We start from the raw sequence: 19,320 nt of genomic DNA on the forward strand, positions 1-19,320 counted from the left end.
GCGATGCTTGCCCTGCTCCCGCTGGCGCTCGTCTGCGAGCTATTCGCGCTGGTAACGCGCCTGCGGTTGCCGAGCGTGATCAGTGGTGCGCTGCTGGTGCTTTTCTTCGCCTGGCACTGGCGCTCGCTGATGCCCTATCCGCGCCGGCTCGGGCTGGTCACGCTGGGGCTGTTCGCCTACTGGGCACTGTTCCGTGACCCCGACTGGCAGCAGACCCAGCGGATGCTCGGCGCCGCGGCCTACTACGGCGCGTTCATCGGCGCGCTCGGGCTTGCCCATTGCGCGGTCAAGCGGATGCCGCAGCTCGGCGAGCTGCATCGGCTCTTACTGCGGCTACCCCGTACCAGCCTCTATCCAAGCTACCTGTTCAGCACCTTTGCGATCAGCTCGGTGCTGAGTTTCGGCATGCTCAATCTGGTCTGCGGTTCACTGGAACGTTATCTGGATCGGCAGTCGCATAGCCCGAGCCAGCGCCGCGAGGGCGCCAGGGGCGTGATGGTGACAGCCCTGCGCGGCTTCGCCCTGGTGCCCTTGCTGGCACCGACCAGCGTGGCGGTGGCGATCCTCACCCGCGAGTTGCCGGGACTGAGCTGGAGCGCCCTGCTGCCATTCGGCTTGGTCTGCGGGGCAATCCTGCTTTTGGTGGGCTGGCCGATGGAAAACCATCGTCTGCGGCAGTTGCGGGAGACCGCTGCCCCGGCAAGTGACTCGAGCCCTACCGGGTCGGCAAAGGGGCTGCGCAACCTGCTGTACGGCAGCTTGCTCGGCATCCTGCTGATCGCGCTGCTGGCCAGCCTGACCCCACTGTCGGCGACCCAGGCCGCCATGCTGCTGGTGCCGCTCGCGGTGGTCGGGCTGCTGCTGTATCAGGGTGGATCGCCGACAACCGCCTATGCCGAAGTACGCGACACCCTGGCCGGCATGCGCAACGAAACCTTTATCTTCGCCTGCTCGGCACTGCTTGGCGGACTTACGGCAGTGCTGATCCCGGTCGAACGACTCGCCAGCCACTTCAGCAGCACGCCGCTGGCGCTGTTCGGTCTTGGCAGTGCCGGCATGCTGGCGATCATCGCCCTGGCCCTGCTCGGTGTCGCGCCAATCATCTCCCTGAGCCTGTGCGCCGCACTGCTCGCGCAGCTGGCCGGACACGGCGTGGCGATCATGCAGCCGGCAGTGGCGCTGCTGATCGGCTTTTCGCTGGCCATGCTGCTGTCGCCCTATGGCCCCTCGGCACTGATGCTGGCGCGCCACGCGCAATTATCGCCGTGGCGCATCGCCTTCGGTTGGAACGGCCGTTTCGTGCTGTTGGTGCTCGGCCCACTGCTGCTGGTGCCGCTGCTGGCGTAGCGCTCACATCCAGCCGTATTCGGCCATCGACAGGGGCTCGCCGTCACCGACGATGAAGTGATCGAGCACCCGCACATCGATCAGCGCCAGCGCTTCTTTCAGCCTCAGGGTCAGCTGACGATCCGCCTGGCTCGGCTCGGCCACGCCCGATGGATGGTTGTGCGTGAGGATGACCGCCGCCGCATTCTGCGCAAGGGCACGTTTAACCACTTGCCGCGGGTAGACGCTGGCGCCATCGATGGTGCCGTGGAACAACACCTCGAAGGCCAGCACGCGATGCTTGGAGTCGAGAAACAGGCAGCCGAACAGTTCGTGCGGCTCATGCCGCAGCCGCGCCTTGAGGAAGTCTCGCACCGCCTGCGGCGACTCCAGTGCCGAATCGCGGCGCAGCCGCTCGGCCAGATGCCGGCGGGCCATCTCCAGCACAGCCTGCAGCTGGGCAAATTTCGCCGGTCCCAGACCCAGGTGCGCGCTGAACTGATCAAGCTCCGCCTCCAGCAGCGCGCGCAGGCTGCCGAACTCGGCGAGCAGGTGTCGGGCCAGATCCACCGCGCTTTTGCCGGCGACCCCGGTGCGCAGGAATATCGCCAGCAATTCGGCATCGGAAAGCGCGGCAGCGCCCTGTTCGAGTAGCTTTTCCCGCGGCCGCTCCGCCGCCGGCCAGTCACGTATGCTCATGTCTTCTCCCTGTCGAGCAAGCCCACTTTTCCGCTGTGGGCGCTGTGCTATCTTAGCCCGTCATTTTTCCGGGGTATCGGGCGTGTTCTGACCTGGTTCTCACTCCGGAGAGTCCCTACGAGATTACAAGGCAGGCCTATGCAGCGGCTGTATCGTAAACGCATCGTCCTGGGCGTCGGCGGCGGTATTGCCGCTTACAAGAGCGCCGAACTGGTCCGTCGCCTGCGCGACCACGGTGCCGAAGTCCGGGTTGTTATGACCCAGGGCGGACGTGAGTTCATCACGCCTCTTACCCTGCAGGCGCTCTCCGGCCACCCGGTTCATCTGGATCTGCTCGACCCCGCCGCCGAAGCGGCGATGGGTCACATCGAACTGGCGCGCTGGGCCGACCTGGTGTTGATCGCGCCGGCCACCGCCGACCTCATGGCCCGCCTGGCGCAAGGCGTCGCCAATGATCTGCTGACCACCGTGGTGCTGGCGACCAATGCCCCGGTCGCCCTGGCACCAGCCATGAACCAGGCCATGTGGGCCGACCCCGCCACACAGGCCAATCGCGAACTGCTGCTCGAACGCGGCATTCGTCTGTTCGGCCCCGGTTCCGGCAGCCAGGCCTGCGGCGACGTCGGCATGGGCCGCATGCTCGAGGCCGACGAACTCGCCCAGGCCGCCGCGGACTGCTTCGCGACCGGCCTGCTGACGGGCAAGCACCTGCTGATCACTGCAGGTCCAACCCAGGAAAACATCGACCCGGTTCGCTACATCACCAACCACAGCTCCGGCAAGATGGGCTTCGCCTTGGCCGAGGCGGCCGCCGAGGCCGGTGCGCGAGTGACGCTGGTGACCGGCCCGGTGTTCCTGCCGACGCCCGATCGCGTGCAGCGCATCGACGTGGTCAGCGCCCGCGACATGCTCGCCGCGTGCGAAGCGGCGATGCCCTGCGACATTCTTGTTGCCGCTGCGGCGGTAGCCGACTACCGCCCGGAAGTGGTGGCACCACACAAACTGAAGAAAGACCCCACGACCGGCGACGGCCTGCTGCTGCAGATGGTGCGCAACCCGGACATCCTCGCCACGCTGGCCAGCCGCACTGACCGTCCGTTCTGCGTCGGTTTCGCCGCAGAAACCGAGAATCTGCTGGAGTACGCCACTCGCAAGCTGCGCGACAAAAATCTCGATCTGATCGTCGCCAATGACGTGGCCAACCCCAGCATCGGCTTCAACAGCGAAGACAACGCCGTCAGCGTGATCGACCGCCAGCAACACGAAACCCGTTTCGGCCAGGCCAGCAAGGGACATATCGCCCGCGCGCTGGTGGCCTTCATCGCCGACCGCTACAAAGAGTCCTGACATGCACGCACTCCAAGCCAAGATTCTCGACCCTCGCCTCGGCCAGGACTTCCCCCTTCCCGAATATGCGACACCGGGCTCTGCCGGCCTCGACCTGCGCGCCATGCTGCAGAGCGACACGGTGCTCGAGCCGGGCCAGACGCTGCTGATTCCCACTGGCATTGCCATCCACATCGGCGACCCGGGACTTGCGGCGCTGATCCTGCCGCGTTCGGGCCTGGGCCATAAGCACGGTATCGTGCTCGGCAACCTGGTCGGGCTGATCGACTCGGACTACCAGGGCGAGCTGATGGTGTCCTGCTGGAACCGCGGCCAGAGCGCCTTCACCATCGCCGTCGGCGAGCGTATTGCGCAGCTGATGCTGGTACCGGTGGTACAGGCCCGCTTCGAACTGGTCGACAGTTTCGACAGCAGCGACCGCGGCGCTGGCGGCTTCGGGCACTCCGGCAGCCACTGAGTCACCGCGCACCGCTTACCTTTCAGGATGATTCGAGGAGCTTCATGGCACTCTTCAAGCGCACCGCCAAGGATTCAGGCGTTCTGAACCCGACCGACACCCGCAGCAAGCGCGGCGGTTTCACCCTCAAGCCATTGCTCGGTGGCCTCGCAGCCAGCCTGATCGGGCTCGGCGCCGCCGCCGCGCTGATCTGGCTCGGTCAGCAGGGCGCTCAGCAGCAGCAACAGACACAACTCGCCGAGGCCTGGAGCCAGAGCCAGGCAAGCGCATTGCAGCAGGCGCTGCGGCGGCTGCGTGCCGATACCCAGACAGCGGTGGAGCAGCAACGCCTGGTGGACGTCGTCCGTGCTGACACCGAGCTCAGACGCGAAGCCGAACAGCGCCTGCTGGAGTTGCCCGGCGTGGTCGACGCGCACCTCAATCCACGCGGCCGGGTGGTGCCGGACACCAGCCGCCCGGGCCCGCTGAACTTCGCTGCGCTTGATCTGCTACAGCGGGTCGAAGCAGGCCAGCCGGCCGCTCCGGAAGCCTACAAGGTCGACAACCGCTGGCTGCTCTACAGTGCGATTCCGCTGCGCGCCGAGGGTGAGCAGGCGATTCGCGGCACGCTGCTGCTTGTCAGCGATCTCCAGCACCTGTTCGCGACACTCCCGGCGCTGCCCGACGAAGCCGGCCAGCTGCGGCTGACCCAGCAGTTCTCCGGCGCCCCCGAACAGGTGCTGCTGCAGCGCGGCACCGCGGCCGACAATGCTTCGGCACTGACCCTCGCCAGTGGCAACGCCAACTGGAAGCTGGCCTACCTGCCCGGTGCCATCGATCAGCTGACCCTCATGCCGCTGCTCCTGCTCGCGGCCGCCCTGATGGCGATTGCCGGCATGCTGATCGGTCTGCAGCTGGTGCTCGGCGGCCAGCAGCGCAGGCTGCGCGAAGACGTGTTGCAGATGAGCCGCCTGCTACAGGAACTCTCCACCGGCAAGACCATCCAAATACCGGCCTTGAGCCTGCCGGTCCTCGACGCACTGGCCAGGAACATGGCCCGACTGCCTGTCCGCCAAGCTGGACCGGCTCCGACTCAGGCACCCGCCGCGGCTCCAGCCGTTCGGCCCGCCAAACCTACCGAGTACGTCGATCCGCGCTTGCCGGACACCGATATTCTCGACATCGATATTCTCGACGAGGACCAGGACATCTTCGGCCTCGACACCAAGGAGCGAGAACCCGCAATGAGCAGTGCCAAAGCCCCGAATTTGCCCGCCAGTATCTTCCGCGCCTACGACATCCGTGGCGTTGTCGGCGACAGCCTGACTACCGAGACCGCCTACTGGGTCGGCCGCGCCATCGGGTCCGAGAGCCTCGCCAAGGGTGAACCCAACGTTTCGGTTGGCCGCGACGGGCGCCTGTCCGGTCCCGAACTGGTCCAGCATCTCATTCAAGGTCTGCTCGACAGCGGCTGCGACGTCAGCGATATCGGCATGGTGCCGACGCCGGTACTCTATTACGCCGCCAACATTCTCGCCGGCAAGTCCGGCGTGATGCTCACCGGCAGCCACAATCCGCCGGACTACAACGGCTTCAAGATCGTCATCGCTGGCGACACCCTGGCCAACGAACAGATCCAGACCCTGCGCAAGCGCATCGAGACCAACGACCTGTCCAGCGGCGTGGGCAAGGTCGAGCAGGTCGATGTACTGGAACGCTACTTCGAGCAGATTCGCAATGACATCGCCATGGCCAAGCCGATGAAGGTGGTGGTCGACTGCGGCAACGGCGTCGCCGGCGTCATCGCCCCGCGCATGATCGAAGCGCTGGGCTGCACCGTAGTCCCGCTGTACTGCGAGGTCGACGGCAACTTCCCCAACCACCATCCGGACCCGGGCAAGCCCGAGAACCTGGTCGACCTGATCGCCAAGGTGAAGTCGGAGAAGGCCGATCTCGGTCTGGCTTTCGACGGCGACGGCGACCGCGTCGGCGTGGTGACCAATGTCGGCACCATGATCTATGCCGACCGCCTGCTGATGCTGTTCGCCAAGGATGTGGTATCGCGCAATCCCGGCGCCGACATCATCTTCGACGTCAAATGCACCCGTCGCCTCACTCCGCTGATCAGCGGTTACGGCGGCCGGCCGGTGATGTGGAAGACCGGCCATTCGCTGATCAAGAAGAAGATGAAGGAGTCCGGCGCGCTGCTCGCTGGCGAAATGAGCGGGCACATCTTCTTCAAGGAACGCTGGTTCGGCTTCGACGACGGCATCTACAGCGCCGCGCGCCTGCTGGAAATCCTCAGCCAGGACAAGCGTGACGCCGAGCAGGTGTTCGCCGCGTTCCCCTGCGATATCTCGACACCGGAGATCAACATCACGGTGACAGAGGAAAGCAAATTCACCATCATGGACGCCCTGCAACGTGACGCTCAGTGGGGCGAAGCCAACCTGATCACCCTCGACGGTGTACGGGTCGACTATCCCAAGGGCTGGGGCCTGATCCGCGCCTCGAACACCACACCGGTTCTGGTGCTGCGCTTCGAGGCCGACAGCGAGGAAGAACTCAGCCGCATTCAGGACGTTTTCCGCGCACAGCTGCTCAACGTTGCACCCGATCTCAAACTGCCGTTCTGATTTGCGGAGCCCTGCATGACCCTCAGCCGTGAAGCTGCCACCCAATTCGCCAAGGTACTTTCCGAGGCGCTGCCCTACATCCGCCGGTTCGTCGGCAAGACGCTGGTCATCAAGTACGGCGGCAACGCGATGGAAAGCGAGGAGCTGAAAACCGGCTTCGCGCGCGACATCGTGCTGATGAAGGCGGTCGGCATCAATCCGGTGGTGGTGCACGGTGGCGGTCCGCAGATCGGCGACCTGCTCAAGCGGCTGAACATCGAAAGCCACTTCATCGACGGCATGCGGGTCACCGACAGCCAGACCATGGACGTGGTGGAGATGGTTCTCGGCGGGCAGGTAAACAAGAGCATCGTCAGCCTGATCAACCAGCATGGCGGCAGCGCCATTGGCCTGACCGGCAAGGACGCCGGCCTGATCCGCGCCAAGAAGCTCAAGGCGACCCGCCAGACACCGGAGATGACCAAGCCGGAAATCATCGACATTGGCCATGTCGGCGAAGTCACCGGCGTCAATGCCGAGCTGCTGGAAATGCTGGTGCAGGGCAACTTCATCCCAGTGATCGCGCCGATTGGCGTGGGCGAGAACGGTGAGTCCTACAATATCAACGCCGACCTGGTCGCCGGTAAGGTGGCCGAGGCGCTGAAGGCCGAGAAGCTCATGCTGCTGACCAACATTGCCGGCCTGATGGACAAGCAGGGCAGCGTGCTGACCGGCCTGTCCACGGCCCAGGTCGACGCACTGATCGCCGACGGCACCATCTACGGCGGCATGCTGCCGAAGATCCGTTGCGCGCTGGAAGCGGTGCAAGGTGGCGTCAACAGCGCCCACATCATCGACGGTCGCGTGCCCAACGCGGTGTTGCTGGAGATCTTCACCGATGTCGGCGTCGGCACACTGATCACCAACAGCCAGGGTTGAAGCAGACGCAAAAGAAAAGGGAGCCTAGGCTCCCTTTTTTCATGCCGTGCCGCCGGCCGATCAGAGATCGATACGGAACGACTCGAGCATCGCCGGGATGCCCGGGAACATGCCGATACCCAGCATCACGGCGCAGAGCACGATGAAGACGATCGTCGGGATGACCCAACGATGCAGGTGGCTCAGGGACTGACCACGCTCCTTGTCACCGATCAGCCCGAGATTGTCGAGCAGCACGGTCAGCGACCAGCCGAACACCGGATTAACCAGCGCCGAGGAAAAGATCACGATGGCCGCCGACTGCGAGGTCTTGCCTTCACGGGTCATCTGCATACCGGCTTCCAGCAGCGGCAGGAACACGCCGACCATCAGCGCCACGCTCAGTACCGGCGGCCAGATCGCCAGATCCATCGGGTAACCCCAAAGCGCCGCAACCACACAGAGCAGGCCGGTGAGCAATGCACCGGCGGGAATCGGGCGCTTGGCGATGGCGGCCGGCACCATGAAGGTGCCCCAGGATGAGGCCAGGTTACCGCCACCCAGCGACGTCCCGACGATCTGTCGTGCCGCCGCAACGCACATGGTGTCATCGATGTTCATCAGCACCTTCTTCGCCTTCGGCGGATAGTTCAGCTGCTGGAACACACGATGCCCAAGGAAGTCCGGCGACCACATGGCTACCGCCAGCACGGCAAATGGCGCGACAGCAATGAAGTGATGCAGCTCGGGCAGACCGATCTGCCAGCCGGTAGTTTCGCCCCACCAGTACATCGGATTCAGGTTGGGCACACCCGGCTCGGTGGTGAACTCGAACGGAGCGCCCAATGCAAATGCGATCACGGCCGCCAGCGCCGAACCCAGCGGAATCGCCAGCCAGCGCATGCGGATATGTTCTAGATAGGCGTACATCACAATGGTGGCGAACACAACGATAAACGCGATGTAGCCCATGTCGAAGCTGTCGGCCCAACCGAACAGCTTCTTGATCTGCGAGGTAATGCCGATGAAACCCAGATACAGCAGCAATCCGCCACAAACACCATCACTAGTCAGACGCGCCAACAGACTGCCGCCCTTGAAGACACCCAGGGTGAAACCGAGCACACCCACCATGATCCCCAGCGCCATAGGATGCCCGCCCGATGCGACGATCAGGGGAATCAACGGAATCAGCGGGCCATGGGTCCCGGCCAGGTTGGCCGTGGGATTGAGGAAACCGGAGAACACCACGACAAACAGCAGTGCTGCGATCAGCATCTCGTAGCGCGCGTTCTCGATCACGAACTCGTTGGAAAGCCCCATCGGGCCGGCGAAAGCCGCAACAACAGCCGCCACCATGACGATCTTGCCGATGGTCGCCGCCATGGCCGGCACCCAATCTTCGTACTCGAAACGGTAGTCACGAAACGGCAGGTTTATTCCCCAGCGCTTCGGCGCCATGATCTCCAGTTCGTGCTCAAGGTATTCAGAGCGAGTCGCGAAATTTCCCTTCGGCTTGTGAAGCTCCCGATAACTGCGTAGGTCCCTACCATTCATGCTAGTCAGCCATACCGAAAAATTTGCGCCACGGTACAGACTGCCCCCAAGCAACTCATCACGACCTTGAAACTATTGAGCTAGAGCGGTCTTTTGTGATAGCAAGCAAGCTACTCATCGAGCTATTGGCATAGCAAATAGCCACGCCAAGTATTTTGAAACAAGGGAACGGGGATCAGCGTTTTACTGCTTTTGCCCTAGCAGTTCGGCAATCCGCTGGCGATCACTGGCAAAGCTGACTTCCGCATCAGCGCGCGCCTTTTCGAAACGCTTGAGGTCGCGCTGCAGACTCTGCTCTTCCTTTTCAAGGTTCTCGATCTGCGCCAACAGGTTGCCCGGAACCTTGCGACCGGCGCGCTCATGGTTCGCCGCCTGCTTGCGCAAGCTCGCATGCTGGTTGCGTATCGACTGCAGGTTGCCGCGGGCCAAGCCCATCACGCTATCGAGCTCGGAAAGCTTGCGCGTTCCGGCCCGCTCCACATCCTCGACACTGGCATACAGACGCAGCAGCTGCGCATCCGATGCAGCACGGGCCTTCTGTGCCTGCAACCGGGCAAATTCCTCCGCGGTCGGTGCCGGCGGCACCTCGCGGACCACTCGCCCTTGCTCGTTGAGCACCTGATATCCACGCGAAATGTGTTGCGGCGGCACGCCATGGCGATCGAGTACGACCACGCCGCGGTCGTCCACATAGCGATACAGCTCGGCAGCCGAGGCCAATACCGGACATATGACTCCCAGCAGGAGCAACGTACGAGCGGCTACCGATTTACGCATGGCGCATTACCTACCCTGGGTCAGATTCCGTACTGCTCGCGATAAGCCTGTACCGCGGGCAGGTGCTGTTTCAGCTGAGCGTCGTCGGCGAGATATTCCAGCACTTGCTCCAGGGACACAATACTGATTACCGGCATTCGATAATCACGTTCAACTTCTTGAATCGCCGACAGCTCGCCCTGCCCTCTTTCCTGTCGATTCAAGGCGATGAGTACGCCGGCGGCCTCGGCTTTCTGCGCCTGGATGATCTGCATGACTTCGCGGATCGCGGTGCCGGCGGTGATCACGTCATCGACGATCAGCACACGCCCCGCCAGCGGCGCACCGACCAGCGTGCCACCCTCGCCATGATCCTTGGCTTCCTTGCGGTTGAAGCACCAAGGCAGGTCGCGCTGATGCTGCTCGGCCAGCGCGATGGCGGTGGCTGCGCCGAGCGGGATGCCCTTGTAGGCCGGGCCGAAGATGACGTCGAAATCCAGGCCACTCTCGGTCACCGCCGAGGCGTAGAACCGCCCGAGCTGTGCCAACGCGCTGCCGCTGTTGAACAACCCGGCATTGAAAAAATAGGGGCTGATGCGTCCCGACTTGAGAGTGAACTCACCGAAACGCAGAACACCACGTTCGATGGCGAAGCGAATGAACTCGCGCTGGTACGCCTGCATGAAGAAATTTCCCGGAAAACCACTGTTTTAGCTAATTGCGAAGAGCTTGGGTTATCATACACGCACGTGTTTTTAGGGGCCATTTATGCGGATCATCAGCGTCAACGTGAATGGCATTCAAGCGGCGGCACAGCGGGGATTGCTCAGCTGGCTGCAAGCGCAGAATGCCGATGTCATCTGCCTGCAAGATACCCGCGCCTCTGCCTTGGAACTCGACGATCCGGCCTACCAGCTGGACGGTTACTTTCTCTATGCCTGCGATGCCGAGATTCCGGAGCAGGGAGGCGTGGCGCTCTATTCCAGGCTGCAGCCGAAGGCCGTCATCACCGGACTGGGCTTCGAGACGGCGGATCGCTACGGGCGTTACCTGCAGGCGGATTTCGACAAGGTCAGCATCGCCAGCCTGTTGGTGCCGTCCGGCCACGGCGGCGATGCCAACCTGAACCACAAACTCAAGTTCATGGACGACTTCGCCCACTACCTGGACAAGCAGCGCCGCAAGCGCCGCGAGTACATCTATTGTGGCTCACTGTATGTCGCCCACCAGAAGTTGGACGTGAAGAACTGGCGCGATTGTCAGCAGGACCCAGGGTTTCTGGCGCCCGAGCGCGCCTGGCTGGACGAGATTTTCGGCAATATGGGCTATATCGACGCCCTGCGCGAAGTCAATCGCGAAGGCGATCTGTTCAGTTGGTGGCCGGACACCGAGCAGGCCGAAATGCTCAACCTCGGCTGGCGTTTCGACTACCAGATACTGACATCCGGTCTACGCCGCTTCGTGCGCACTGCTCGCCTGCCACGGCAGCCACGCTTCTCCCAGCACGCGCCGCTGATCGTTGACTACGACTGGACGCTGAGCCTCTGAGGCTCAGCGGTTGCCCTACTTGACCAGCCGCCAGCAGAACGGATAGCGGTAGGGCTTGCCCTCGTTGGCACGGATGCCGGCGATCACCACCAGCACCAGCGCCACTACGCTCACCAGCACCATTAGCGGAAAGCCGATGAGGATCCAGGCCAGCAAGCCGCAGATCATCATCACGATGCTGAAGGTAAGCTGGAAATTCAGCGCTTCCTTGCCCTGCTGATCGACGAAGGGATCCATGTCCTTCTTCACCTGCCAGACGATCAGCGGACCAATCACGTTGCCGATCATCGGCGCCAGAAACCAGAAAAACGACGAGTAGTGGCAGAACATCGCCCACTGACGTGCTTCGCGGTTGGGCAGCGGCACGAGATCCTGATCGGTCATTTCGCGTTACCTCTCGCTCAGTCAGCCAGCGCGGCGCGCTGCAACTCGAACAACTGTCGCACGCCGTCCTGAGCCAGGGCCAGCATGGCATTGAGCTCAGCAGGCTGGAACGGCGCGCCTTCGGCAGTTCCCTGTACCTCGATGAAACCACCGGCGTCGGTCATCACCACATTCAGATCGGTTTCGGCCGCCGAGTCCTCCAGGTAATCCAGATCCAGCACCGGTTCGCCCTGATAGATACCGACCGATACCGCTGCAATCATCTGCTTGACCGGATCGCCCGCCTTCAGACCGCCACGTTTCTTTAGCACCTTGAGCGCATCGATCACCGCCACCATGGCACCGGTGATCGACGCCGTGCGCGTACCGCCGTCGGCCTGGATCACATCGCAGTCGATGAACAGCGTGTTCTCACCGAGCTTGCTCATGTCGAGCGCCGCACGCAACGAACGACCGATCAGGCGCTGGATTTCCAGAGTGCGTCCACCCTGCTTGCCGCGCGAGGCTTCACGCTGGTTACGCTCACCCGTAGCGCGCGGCAGCATGCCGTACTCGGCGGTCAGCCAACCCTGCCCCTGCCCTTTCAGGAAACGCGGGACGCCGGACTCGATGCTGACCGTGCAGATCACCTTGGTGTCGCCGAACTCCACCAGCACCGAGCCCTCGGCATGCTTGGTGTAGTTGCGGGTGATGCGGATCGAGCGCAGCTGATCGGCGGCACGGCCACTGGGTCGCTTCATGTATAGGTCCTGCTAGATAGGAAATTGACCGGCATTATAGAGCCCATTGGCGCGGAAAAGGGTCGCGGCCGTCCGGCCATCGCTGCCGCGACACCCTGTTTTCCTTTACAATCCTTCGCCTTTCGCAGCCCGCAATCGAGAGGTATCCCCGATGGTCCACAGCATGACGGCCTTTGCCCGCAGCGAGCAGGCCGGCACCCATGGCACCCTCAGTTGGGAAATCCGCTCGGTCAATCATCGCTATCTCGAGCCGCACCTGCGCCTGCCGGACGCCTTCCGCGACCTCGAAGGCGCGGTTCGCGATGCCCTGCGCAAAGGCATCTCGCGCGGCAAGGTGGAATGCACTTTGCGCTTCGCCGAGGAAAACAACCGCACCGCCCTGCAGGTCGACCGCGAGCGCGCCAGCGAGTTGATCGCCGCTGCCGAAAGCGTTGCCGCACTGATCAGCCAACCCGCACCGATTGACCCGCTGCAGGTACTTGGCTGGCCGGGCGTACTGGTCGGCGACGCGGTCGACCCACAGACACTCAACCAGAGTGCCCTGCAGCTCTTCCACAGTGCGCTCGAGCAGCTCAAGGAAGGCCGCCGGCGTGAGGGCGACGAACTGGCCAAGCTGCTCAACGAGCGTCTGGACAGCATCCTCGAAGAAGTTGCCACGCTGCGCGAACAGGTGCCGCAGATGCTCGCAGCCCAGCGCCAGAAGGTGCTCGACCGCTTCAGCGAAATGCAGGCAGAGCTCGACCCACAGCGCCTCGAACAGGAAATGGTCCTGCTGGCACAGAAGAGTGACGTTGCCGAAGAACTGGACCGCCTGAACACCCATGTGACCGAAGTGCGACGCGTACTCAAGACCGGCGGCGCGGCCGGACGCCGGCTCGACTTCCTCATGCAGGAACTCAATCGCGAAGCCAACACCCTCGGCTCGAAAGCGTTCGACCCGCGCAGCACTCAGGCCGCGGTCAATCTCAAGGTATTGATCGAGCAGATGCGCGAGCAGGTGCAAAACCTCGAATAGCCATCAGCCACCACAACGGCTGGTCTATTTTTGTCCCACAGCATTAACAGCGCTTTTCAGGAACCCGTCATGTCCGCCACCACCGGTACGCTTTATATCGTTTCCGCGCCTTCCGGGGCCGGCAAGACCAGCCTGGTCAAGGCGCTGGTCGATGCACAACCGCAGGTGCGGGTGTCGGTTTCCCATACCACCCGGGCCATGCGGCCGGGCGAGGTCGACGGCGTCAACTATCACTTCGTCAGCCGCGAGGATTTTCTCGCGCGACTGGAGCGCAACGAGTTTCTCGAGCATGCCGAAGTGTTCGGCAACCTGTACGGCACCTCCCAGCGCTGGTTGGAAGACACCCTGGCCGAAGGCTTCGACCTAATCCTGGAGATTGACTGGCAGGGCGCGCAGCAGGTGCGCCGCCTGATGCCCCAGGCCAAATCGATCTTCATCCTGCCACCGACCCAGGAAGCACTGCGCCAACGCCTCAACAACCGCGGCCAGGACAGTGACGAGATCATCGACAAGCGCATGCGCGAAGCGGTCAGCGAAATGAGCCACTACGTCGAATACGACTACCTGGTGATCAACGACGACTTCGCCCACGCCCTGATCGACCTGCAGTCGATCTTCCGCGCCAACCAACTGATACAGAAGACCCAGCAACAGCGCCACGCCCGCCTGCTTGGCGAATTGCTCGCGCAGGTCGGTTGACGCACAGCCCGCAGAAACAGCGCTTCCATTAAGGCTGGTGATTTTTTAGACTACTCCGTCCGCTCGCCCATTCGGGCACGCTCTACCGCTATTGATGAGGAACACCATGGCCCGCGTTACCGTTGAAGATTGCCTGGACAACGTCGATAACCGCTTCGAGCTGGTCATGCTCGCTACCAAGCGCTCGCGCCAGCTGGCCACCGGTGGCAAGGAGCCCAAGGTCGCATGGGAAAATGACAAGCCGACCGTCGTCGCCCTGCGCGAGATCGCTTCCGGCCTGGTCGACTACGATGTCATTGCACAAGACGAGATCGTTGACGACGAGCCTCTCTTTACCCAGTACGAGGAAGAGCCGAACGAGGCCATCTGAATAAATGCCAGGTCGAAGTCGAACCGATAACATCGAAGCCCGCTGGCAAGGAGCACTGTCTTGCCAGCCATAGACGCGCTTGCGGATCGCCTATCGACCTACCTCGGCCCGGATCAGGTCAATCTGGTCCGTCGTGCATATTTCTACGCCGAGCAGGCCCACGACGGTCAACGCCGGCGCAGCGGTGAAGCCTACGTCACCCATCCTCTCGCGGTAGCCAACATCCTCGCCGACATGCACATGGACCATCAGAGCCTGATGGCCGCGATGCTGCATGACGTCATCGAGGACACCGGCATTCCCAAGGACGCACTGGTCGCGCAGTTCGGCGAAACCGTTGCAGAACTGGTCGACGGGGTCAGCAAGCTGACCCAGATGAACTTCGAGACCAAGGCCGAAGCGCAGGCCGAAAACTTCCAGAAGATGGCCATGGCGATGGCCCGCGACATCCGCGTGATCCTGGTCAAGCTCGCCGACCGCCTGCACAACATGCGCACGCTGGAAGTACTGGCCGGCGAAAAGCGCCGCCGCATCGCCAAGGAAACCCTGGAGATCTACGCACCCATCGCCAACCGGCTGGGCATGCACACCATGCGCGTGGAGTTCGAGGACCTGGGCTTCAAGGCCATGCACCCGATGCGCTCGGAGCGCATCCGCGCCGCCGTACGCCGCGCCCGGGGCAACCGCAATGAGATCGTCGACAAGATCGAACAGTCGCTGATTCACTGCCTCGAACGCGAAGGGCTGGAAGGCGACGTACTGGGCCGCGAGAAGCATCTGTACAGCATCTACAAGAAGATGCGCGGCAAGCGCAAGGCGTTCCACGAGATCATGGACGTCTATGCCTTCCGCATCGTGGTGGACAAGGTCGACACCTGCTACCGCGTGCTCGGTGCGGTGCACAGCCTGTACAAGCCGCTGCCGGGCCGTTTCAAGGACTACATCGCGATTCCCAAGGCCAACGGCTACCAGTCTCTGCACACCACCCTGTTCGGCATGCACGGCGTGCCCATCGAGATCCAGATTCGCACCCGCGAGATGGAAGAGATGGCCAACAACGGCATCGCCGCGCACTGGCTGTACAAGTCTCCCGAGGACGAAGTGCCCAAGGGCACCCACGCCCGCGCCCGCCAGTGGGTCAAGGGTGTACTGGAACTGCAGCAGCGCGCCGGCAACTCGCTGGAATTCATCGAGAGCGTGAAGATCGACCTGTTCCCCGACGAGGTCTACGTCTTCACCCCCAAGGGCCGCATCATGGAGATGCCCAAGGGTTCCACCGCCGTCGACTTCGCCTACGCGGTGCACACCGACGTCGGCAACACCTGCATCGCCTGCCGCGTCAACCGTCGCCTGGCGCCGCTGTCGCAACCGCTGGAGAGTGGCTCGACGGTGGAGATCGTCACCGCACCAGGTGCGCGGCCGAATCCGGCCTGGCTGAATTTTGTCGTCACCGGCAAGGCACGCACGCATATCCGCCATGCGCTCAAGCTGCAGCGTCGTTCGGAGTCGATCAACCTCGGCGAGCGCTTGCTGAGCAAGGCGCTCAGCGGCTTCGAGACCAGCCTGGACAAGATCAGCGCCGAGCGCATCCAGCAGGTACTGACCGAATACCACATGGAGTACGTCGAGGATCTGCTGGAGGATATCGGCCTGGGCAACCGCATGGCCTATGTGATCGCGCGCCGTCTGATATCGCACGACAATGAGGAAGCACCGGCACTCGAAGGTCCGTTGGCGATTCGCGGCACCGAAGGGCTGGTGCTGAACTACGCCAAGTGCTGTACGCCGATTCCCGGCGACCCCATCGTCGGGCATCTATCGGCCGGCAAGGGCATGGTCGTGCACCTGGAAACCTGCCGGAACATCGCCGATGTGCGGCACAACCCGGACAAGTGCATCCAGCTGTCCTGGTCGAAGGATGTCACCGGCGAGTTCAATGTCGAGCTCCGGGTCGAGCTGGAGCACCAGCGCGGCCTGATCGCCCTGCTCGCTGGCAGCGTCAATGCCGCCGACGGCAACATCGAGAAGATCGGCATGGACGAGCGCGACGGCCGCATCAGCGTCGTCCAGCTGGTGGTCAGCGTGCATGACCGCGTGCACCTAGCCCGAGTCATCAAGAAGCTGCGCGCGATCAAGGGCGTCACCCGCATCACCCGCGTCAAGGCCTGACCTCCTCCGTCGACTTCGACCTGTCTGCAAAACGCCACGGCTGGCCGCTCTCGCCATCAGCCATTATGCTGGCTGCCCGTTGCCCAACCCTCAGAGGAGTCTCCATGAGCAAGACCGTGATCAACACCGACAATGCGCCGGCCGCCATTGGCACCTACTCCCAGGCCATCAAGGCCGGCAACACCGTCTACCTGTCCGGGCAGATCCCGTTGGATCCCAAGAGCATGGAGCTGGTGGAAGGTTTCGAAGCGCAGGCGGTGCAGGTTTTCGAGAACCTCAAGGCGGTGGCAGAAGCGGCTGGCGGCTCGCTGAAGGACATCGTCAAGCTCAACATCTTCCTTACCGACCTCGGCAACTTCGCCACCGTCAATGAGGTGATGAGCCGCTACTGCCAGCAGCCGTACCCGGCGCGTGCCGCCATCGGTGTCTCCGCGCTGCCCAAGGGTGCGCAGGTTGAAATGGACGCCGTTCTGGTCATCGACTGATCGGATCGTCTGTCGGCGCGGCGCCAGTCGCCGCGTCATCGACCTCAACGCACCAGAATTTCGACTCGCCGATTGCGCGGCTCGGCCGTGGCATCCGGCGTCGCTATCAGCAGATTGCGCTCGCCGTGGGATTCCACCCGCAACTCCATCGCTTCCAGCCCCTTGGTACGCAACAGCTCGGCGACCGCCTGGGCGCGACGCAAACCGACCTGCTCGTTGGCCGCACGATGACCCAGCGTATCGGTATGGCCGATGACTGTTACCACCGGATAGTCCCGACGCTGGGCTGCCAGCAGAACGCTGTCCAGCAGTTGTTCAGCCGTGCTGTCCAGCGCGCCGGATGGCGCGATATGAAGGCTAAAACGCTCGGGCAATGCCGGCTGGGCAGCCAGCGCCTTGTCGAAGTCCGCCTTGCGGCGCATGTCCGGTACGACATAGGCCTGACCGGTACCGGCAATTGCCATGCCCTGGCCAGACGCGTCCAGCCGACGCTCCCCTTCCTCTCCAAACATCACACCACCGCGCCCACCACTGTCGTCCGCCAGCATCACGTAGGAATGCTGCGCGCAGCCCGCCACTGCCGTCATCGCCAGCAGCACCATCGTTTGCATCAGCGTAATCGGCTTCACGGGCTCACCTTCATCAACACCTGGCCACCGCGCACGCCGATGCGGCCGTCCGGCGTGTCGACAGCGATGGCCTGTGGATCGAGGCGGGCCATGTCGCCCGCAATCAGGTTGAGCGTGCCGCGATTGAGCGTCGCGCGCAGACGCAGCTCATCCAATGCCGGGGCGAAGCGATAGTCGTCGAGGGTCAGCTCGCTGTGCGGGCCGAACGCCAAAACGCTGCCGTCGCCGAGGATCACCCCCAGCGCACCTTCGGCGCCGGTGCTCAAAGCCACACCCGGCACGATTGCCTGGCCGACCTTGGCGGCGTTGGTATAGCCGCGACTGCTGATGTACGCAGCGCCTTCCACCCGCGCCACATGGCCTACCGGTTCGGGTAGGTTCTCGGCGTTGGCAGGCGCAATCCAGACTGCGGCGGCCATGCAGAAGGCACGCAGCATGTAGTTATTAAAGCAAGTCATCGAATTCTCGAATCGCCAGGAGTGCGGTCGGAGCGATACCGCTCCACTGGACTAAGGCAGTCCAAACCGGCAAAAAATCCCCTGCCGTTTCATTTTCCCGGCGACTTGTTGATCGAACCGGGGCCACGCGGCTACCCCAGGGCGATGAGTTCGGCCAACGCGTTTATCAGAATCCGCCAGACGAAATCTAAGAGGCAGTATGGGCAGGCCCCACGGCGGCAACCCGCGTTAGCCAGATGCCTCGCCGGCACGCCTCATTCATGCCTGGGAGTGATGCGATCCGATTGCACGTAGAACTCGCCGAAGGGACGATCACCCGTCCCCCGGTAGCGTGAAACGCCTTCAGTTCACGTAACGCTGCGCCGCCTGCTTCAGCAGCCCTTCCTGCTTCATCTGGTCGAGGGTGCGCTGCAGCTTCTCGACGACTGCATCCGGCGTTTCCTTGTTCAGCGCCAGATAGAGGTCGACACGGCTCAGGGTCAGCGCCACGGCCAGCGGGCCGACGCCGGCCTGCTTCGCCTCGTATTCGCCGGAGGGGTTGGTGGTCGCCCACAGATCGAACTGACCGGCCTTCAGCTTGGCCGGGGTGTCGATCAGCGAACTCTGCAACTCGATGCCACGGTTGATCAGGTACTGACTGCCTACGCTGCCATCCTTCGAGCCGATTCGATACTGCTTGGCAGCATCCAGGCTGGAGACCTGAATCTGGCTCTCCGGAGTCTTGAGCAGCACGATCTGGATCTCGCTGAGCGGACCGACCCACTTGTACTTGGGCTCGCGCTCGGGGGTACGGCTGAGGGAGAACACAGCGAAGCCCGGGGTCTTCTCGGCCAACTGCTGCAGGCGGCTCCACGGGAAACGCAGCGTCATCGCATAGGGCACGCCCGCACGCTTGAACAGAGCGGCCACCACCTCGGCATCAATGCCGCTGATCGCACCCTCCTTGGCGAAATTCTTGCCATCGTCGGCCATGCTGAACGGCGGGAAATTCTGCGTGAGCAGGTTGATGGTTTCCCCGTCGGCGCTGGCCGAGGCGAATGGCAGGAGGCTAATCAGCGCGCCCAGAAAAGCGCAGCGAAGATACTTCTTGTTGGTCGGCATGTTGAAGTCTCGGGTCGATCGGACATTGTTTTTCCGCACCGGCATCGATTCCGGGCGGCTGTCGGCAG

Annotated in this window: 20 protein-coding genes; 11 read left to right on the plus strand and 9 right to left on the minus strand. The window is 63.1% G+C overall.

Annotated elements, in window-relative coordinates:
• The first annotated feature begins 3 nt into the window (after window positions 1-3).
• Window positions 4-1,347, plus strand: a complete 1,344-nt coding sequence (locus LLJ08_RS18255; RefSeq protein ID WP_228207625.1) for a hypothetical protein — start codon at window positions 4-6, stop codon at window positions 1,345-1,347.
• Window positions 1,348-1,350: 3 nt separating this feature from the next.
• Here the strand turns inward: LLJ08_RS18255 and radC are convergent, their stop codons facing one another.
• Complete coding sequence (gene radC, locus LLJ08_RS18260; RefSeq protein ID WP_228207626.1) at window positions 1,351-2,025, minus strand: RadC family protein; 675 nt, start codon at window positions 2,023-2,025, stop codon at window positions 1,351-1,353.
• A gap of 138 nt (window positions 2,026-2,163) precedes the next feature.
• Here radC and coaBC point away from each other — a divergent pair, with 138 nt between their 5' ends.
• Genes coaBC through argB form a run of 4 tightly spaced genes read left to right on the plus strand, consistent with a single transcriptional unit; the run spans window position 2,164 to window position 7,362 of the window.
• Complete coding sequence (gene coaBC / locus LLJ08_RS18265) at window positions 2,164-3,372, plus strand: bifunctional phosphopantothenoylcysteine decarboxylase/phosphopantothenate--cysteine ligase CoaBC (RefSeq protein ID WP_042921752.1); 1,209 nt, start codon at window positions 2,164-2,166, stop codon at window positions 3,370-3,372.
• A gap of 1 nt (window position 3,373) precedes the next feature.
• Complete coding sequence (gene dut, locus LLJ08_RS18270; RefSeq protein WP_003283360.1) at window positions 3,374-3,829, plus strand: dUTP diphosphatase; 456 nt, start codon at window positions 3,374-3,376, stop codon at window positions 3,827-3,829.
• A gap of 44 nt (window positions 3,830-3,873) precedes the next feature.
• Window positions 3,874-6,444 (plus strand): phosphomannomutase/phosphoglucomutase, encoded by a 2,571-nt coding sequence (locus LLJ08_RS21045; protein ID WP_336512818.1) that lies wholly within the window; start codon window positions 3,874-3,876, stop codon window positions 6,442-6,444.
• 15 nt (window positions 6,445-6,459) lie between these two features.
• Complete coding sequence (argB, locus tag LLJ08_RS18280) at window positions 6,460-7,362, plus strand: acetylglutamate kinase (protein ID WP_003295449.1); 903 nt, start codon at window positions 6,460-6,462, stop codon at window positions 7,360-7,362.
• A 60-nt stretch (window positions 7,363-7,422) separates the two neighbouring features.
• Here argB and LLJ08_RS18285 read toward each other — a convergent pair whose 3' ends face one another.
• The 3 genes from LLJ08_RS18285 to pyrE all read right to left on the minus strand — a co-directional run bounded on the left by LLJ08_RS18285 (window position 7,423) and on the right by pyrE (window position 10,337).
• Complete coding sequence (locus LLJ08_RS18285) at window positions 7,423-8,898, minus strand: DUF3360 family protein (protein ID WP_080902081.1); 1,476 nt, start codon at window positions 8,896-8,898, stop codon at window positions 7,423-7,425.
• 183 nt (window positions 8,899-9,081) lie between these two features.
• The gene (locus LLJ08_RS18290; protein ID WP_228207627.1) at window positions 9,082-9,675 is read right to left on the minus strand and encodes a DUF4124 domain-containing protein; all 594 of its coding nucleotides are present in this window, start codon (window positions 9,673-9,675) and stop codon (window positions 9,082-9,084) included.
• 20 nt (window positions 9,676-9,695) lie between these two features.
• Window positions 9,696-10,337, minus strand: coding sequence for an orotate phosphoribosyltransferase (gene pyrE / locus LLJ08_RS18295; protein WP_125861182.1), 642 nt, complete (start codon window positions 10,335-10,337; stop codon window positions 9,696-9,698).
• Between the two features lie 85 nt (window positions 10,338-10,422).
• Between pyrE and LLJ08_RS18300 the strand changes: the two genes are divergently transcribed.
• Window positions 10,423-11,202, plus strand: a complete 780-nt coding sequence (locus LLJ08_RS18300; protein ID WP_014821803.1) for an exodeoxyribonuclease III — start codon at window positions 10,423-10,425, stop codon at window positions 11,200-11,202.
• Window positions 11,203-11,217: 15 nt separating this feature from the next.
• On the opposite strand, the gene LLJ08_RS18305 is transcribed toward LLJ08_RS18300, so the two are convergent.
• Both LLJ08_RS18305 and rph read right to left on the minus strand, forming a co-directional pair.
• Window positions 11,218-11,586 carry a DUF4870 domain-containing protein gene (locus LLJ08_RS18305; protein ID WP_228207628.1) on the minus strand — a complete coding sequence of 123 codons (369 nt, stop codon included), beginning with the start codon at window positions 11,584-11,586 and terminating at the stop codon, window positions 11,218-11,220.
• Between the two features lie 17 nt (window positions 11,587-11,603).
• The gene (gene rph / locus LLJ08_RS18310; RefSeq protein WP_023444579.1) at window positions 11,604-12,326 is read right to left on the minus strand and encodes a ribonuclease PH; all 723 of its coding nucleotides are present in this window, start codon (window positions 12,324-12,326) and stop codon (window positions 11,604-11,606) included.
• Between the two features lie 151 nt (window positions 12,327-12,477).
• Between rph and LLJ08_RS18315 the strand changes: the two genes are divergently transcribed.
• From LLJ08_RS18315 to LLJ08_RS18335, 5 genes are all read left to right on the plus strand, one after another.
• Window positions 12,478-13,341 carry a YicC/YloC family endoribonuclease gene (locus tag LLJ08_RS18315; RefSeq protein WP_228207629.1) on the plus strand — a complete coding sequence of 288 codons (864 nt, stop codon included), beginning with the start codon at window positions 12,478-12,480 and terminating at the stop codon, window positions 13,339-13,341.
• Window positions 13,342-13,410: 69 nt separating this feature from the next.
• Window positions 13,411-14,040 (plus strand): guanylate kinase, encoded by a 630-nt coding sequence (gene gmk / locus LLJ08_RS18320; protein ID WP_014821807.1) that lies wholly within the window; start codon window positions 13,411-13,413, stop codon window positions 14,038-14,040.
• A 106-nt stretch (window positions 14,041-14,146) separates the two neighbouring features.
• Window positions 14,147-14,410 (plus strand): DNA-directed RNA polymerase subunit omega, encoded by a 264-nt coding sequence (rpoZ, locus tag LLJ08_RS18325; RefSeq protein ID WP_003283345.1) that lies wholly within the window; start codon window positions 14,147-14,149, stop codon window positions 14,408-14,410.
• A 60-nt stretch (window positions 14,411-14,470) separates the two neighbouring features.
• Complete coding sequence (gene spoT, locus LLJ08_RS18330) at window positions 14,471-16,579, plus strand: bifunctional GTP diphosphokinase/guanosine-3',5'-bis pyrophosphate 3'-pyrophosphohydrolase (protein WP_023444577.1); 2,109 nt, start codon at window positions 14,471-14,473, stop codon at window positions 16,577-16,579.
• Window positions 16,580-16,683: 104 nt separating this feature from the next.
• Window positions 16,684-17,064, plus strand: coding sequence for a RidA family protein (locus LLJ08_RS18335; RefSeq protein WP_228207630.1), 381 nt, complete (start codon window positions 16,684-16,686; stop codon window positions 17,062-17,064).
• A 44-nt stretch (window positions 17,065-17,108) separates the two neighbouring features.
• Here LLJ08_RS18335 and LLJ08_RS18340 read toward each other — a convergent pair whose 3' ends face one another.
• The 3 genes from LLJ08_RS18340 to LLJ08_RS18350 form a co-directional block, all read right to left on the minus strand.
• A complete protein-coding gene (locus LLJ08_RS18340) occupies window positions 17,109-17,675 on the minus strand; it encodes an OmpA family protein (protein ID WP_228208961.1) in 567 nt (188 codons plus the stop codon).
• Window positions 17,676-17,689: 14 nt separating this feature from the next.
• The gene (locus LLJ08_RS18345; RefSeq protein WP_041015206.1) at window positions 17,690-18,151 is read right to left on the minus strand and encodes a FecR domain-containing protein; all 462 of its coding nucleotides are present in this window, start codon (window positions 18,149-18,151) and stop codon (window positions 17,690-17,692) included.
• A gap of 342 nt (window positions 18,152-18,493) precedes the next feature.
• Window positions 18,494-19,252, minus strand: coding sequence for a substrate-binding periplasmic protein (locus LLJ08_RS18350; protein WP_228207631.1), 759 nt, complete (start codon window positions 19,250-19,252; stop codon window positions 18,494-18,496).
• Window positions 19,253-19,320 lie beyond the last annotated feature (68 nt).

The sequence above is a fragment of the Stutzerimonas chloritidismutans genome (assembly GCF_020783375.1).
Classification (GTDB): Bacteria; Pseudomonadota; Gammaproteobacteria; order Pseudomonadales; family Pseudomonadaceae; genus Stutzerimonas; species Stutzerimonas kunmingensis.

What these genes read in the sequence shown, in the direction of transcription:
- LLJ08_RS18255 (WP_228207625.1), top strand. Translation starts at nt 4, where the DNA reads ATGCTTGCCCTGCTCCCGCTGGCGCTCGTCTGCGAGCTATTCGCGCTG.
- radC (WP_228207626.1), bottom strand. Translation starts at nt 2,025, where the DNA reads ATGAGCATACGTGACTGGCCGGCGGCGGAGCGGCCGCGGGAAAAGCTA.
- coaBC (WP_042921752.1), top strand. Translation starts at nt 2,164, where the DNA reads ATGCAGCGGCTGTATCGTAAACGCATCGTCCTGGGCGTCGGCGGCGGT.
- dut (WP_003283360.1), top strand. Translation starts at nt 3,374, where the DNA reads ATGCACGCACTCCAAGCCAAGATTCTCGACCCTCGCCTCGGCCAGGAC.
- LLJ08_RS21045 (WP_336512818.1), top strand. Translation starts at nt 3,874, where the DNA reads ATGGCACTCTTCAAGCGCACCGCCAAGGATTCAGGCGTTCTGAACCCG.
- argB (WP_003295449.1), top strand. Translation starts at nt 6,460, where the DNA reads ATGACCCTCAGCCGTGAAGCTGCCACCCAATTCGCCAAGGTACTTTCC.
- LLJ08_RS18285 (WP_080902081.1), bottom strand. Translation starts at nt 8,898, where the DNA reads ATGAATGGTAGGGACCTACGCAGTTATCGGGAGCTTCACAAGCCGAAG.
- LLJ08_RS18290 (WP_228207627.1), bottom strand. Translation starts at nt 9,675, where the DNA reads ATGCGTAAATCGGTAGCCGCTCGTACGTTGCTCCTGCTGGGAGTCATA.
- pyrE (WP_125861182.1), bottom strand. Translation starts at nt 10,337, where the DNA reads ATGCAGGCGTACCAGCGCGAGTTCATTCGCTTCGCCATCGAACGTGGT.
- LLJ08_RS18300 (WP_014821803.1), top strand. Translation starts at nt 10,423, where the DNA reads ATGCGGATCATCAGCGTCAACGTGAATGGCATTCAAGCGGCGGCACAG.
- LLJ08_RS18305 (WP_228207628.1), bottom strand. Translation starts at nt 11,586, where the DNA reads ATGACCGATCAGGATCTCGTGCCGCTGCCCAACCGCGAAGCACGTCAG.
- rph (WP_023444579.1), bottom strand. Translation starts at nt 12,326, where the DNA reads ATGAAGCGACCCAGTGGCCGTGCCGCCGATCAGCTGCGCTCGATCCGC.
- LLJ08_RS18315 (WP_228207629.1), top strand. Translation starts at nt 12,478, where the DNA reads ATGGTCCACAGCATGACGGCCTTTGCCCGCAGCGAGCAGGCCGGCACC.
- gmk (WP_014821807.1), top strand. Translation starts at nt 13,411, where the DNA reads ATGTCCGCCACCACCGGTACGCTTTATATCGTTTCCGCGCCTTCCGGG.
- rpoZ (WP_003283345.1), top strand. Translation starts at nt 14,147, where the DNA reads ATGGCCCGCGTTACCGTTGAAGATTGCCTGGACAACGTCGATAACCGC.
- LLJ08_RS18335 (WP_228207630.1), top strand. Translation starts at nt 16,684, where the DNA reads ATGAGCAAGACCGTGATCAACACCGACAATGCGCCGGCCGCCATTGGC.
- LLJ08_RS18340 (WP_228208961.1), bottom strand. Translation starts at nt 17,675, where the DNA reads ATGCAAACGATGGTGCTGCTGGCGATGACGGCAGTGGCGGGCTGCGCG.
- LLJ08_RS18345 (WP_041015206.1), bottom strand. Translation starts at nt 18,151, where the DNA reads ATGACTTGCTTTAATAACTACATGCTGCGTGCCTTCTGCATGGCCGCC.
- LLJ08_RS18350 (WP_228207631.1), bottom strand. Translation starts at nt 19,252, where the DNA reads ATGCCGACCAACAAGAAGTATCTTCGCTGCGCTTTTCTGGGCGCGCTG.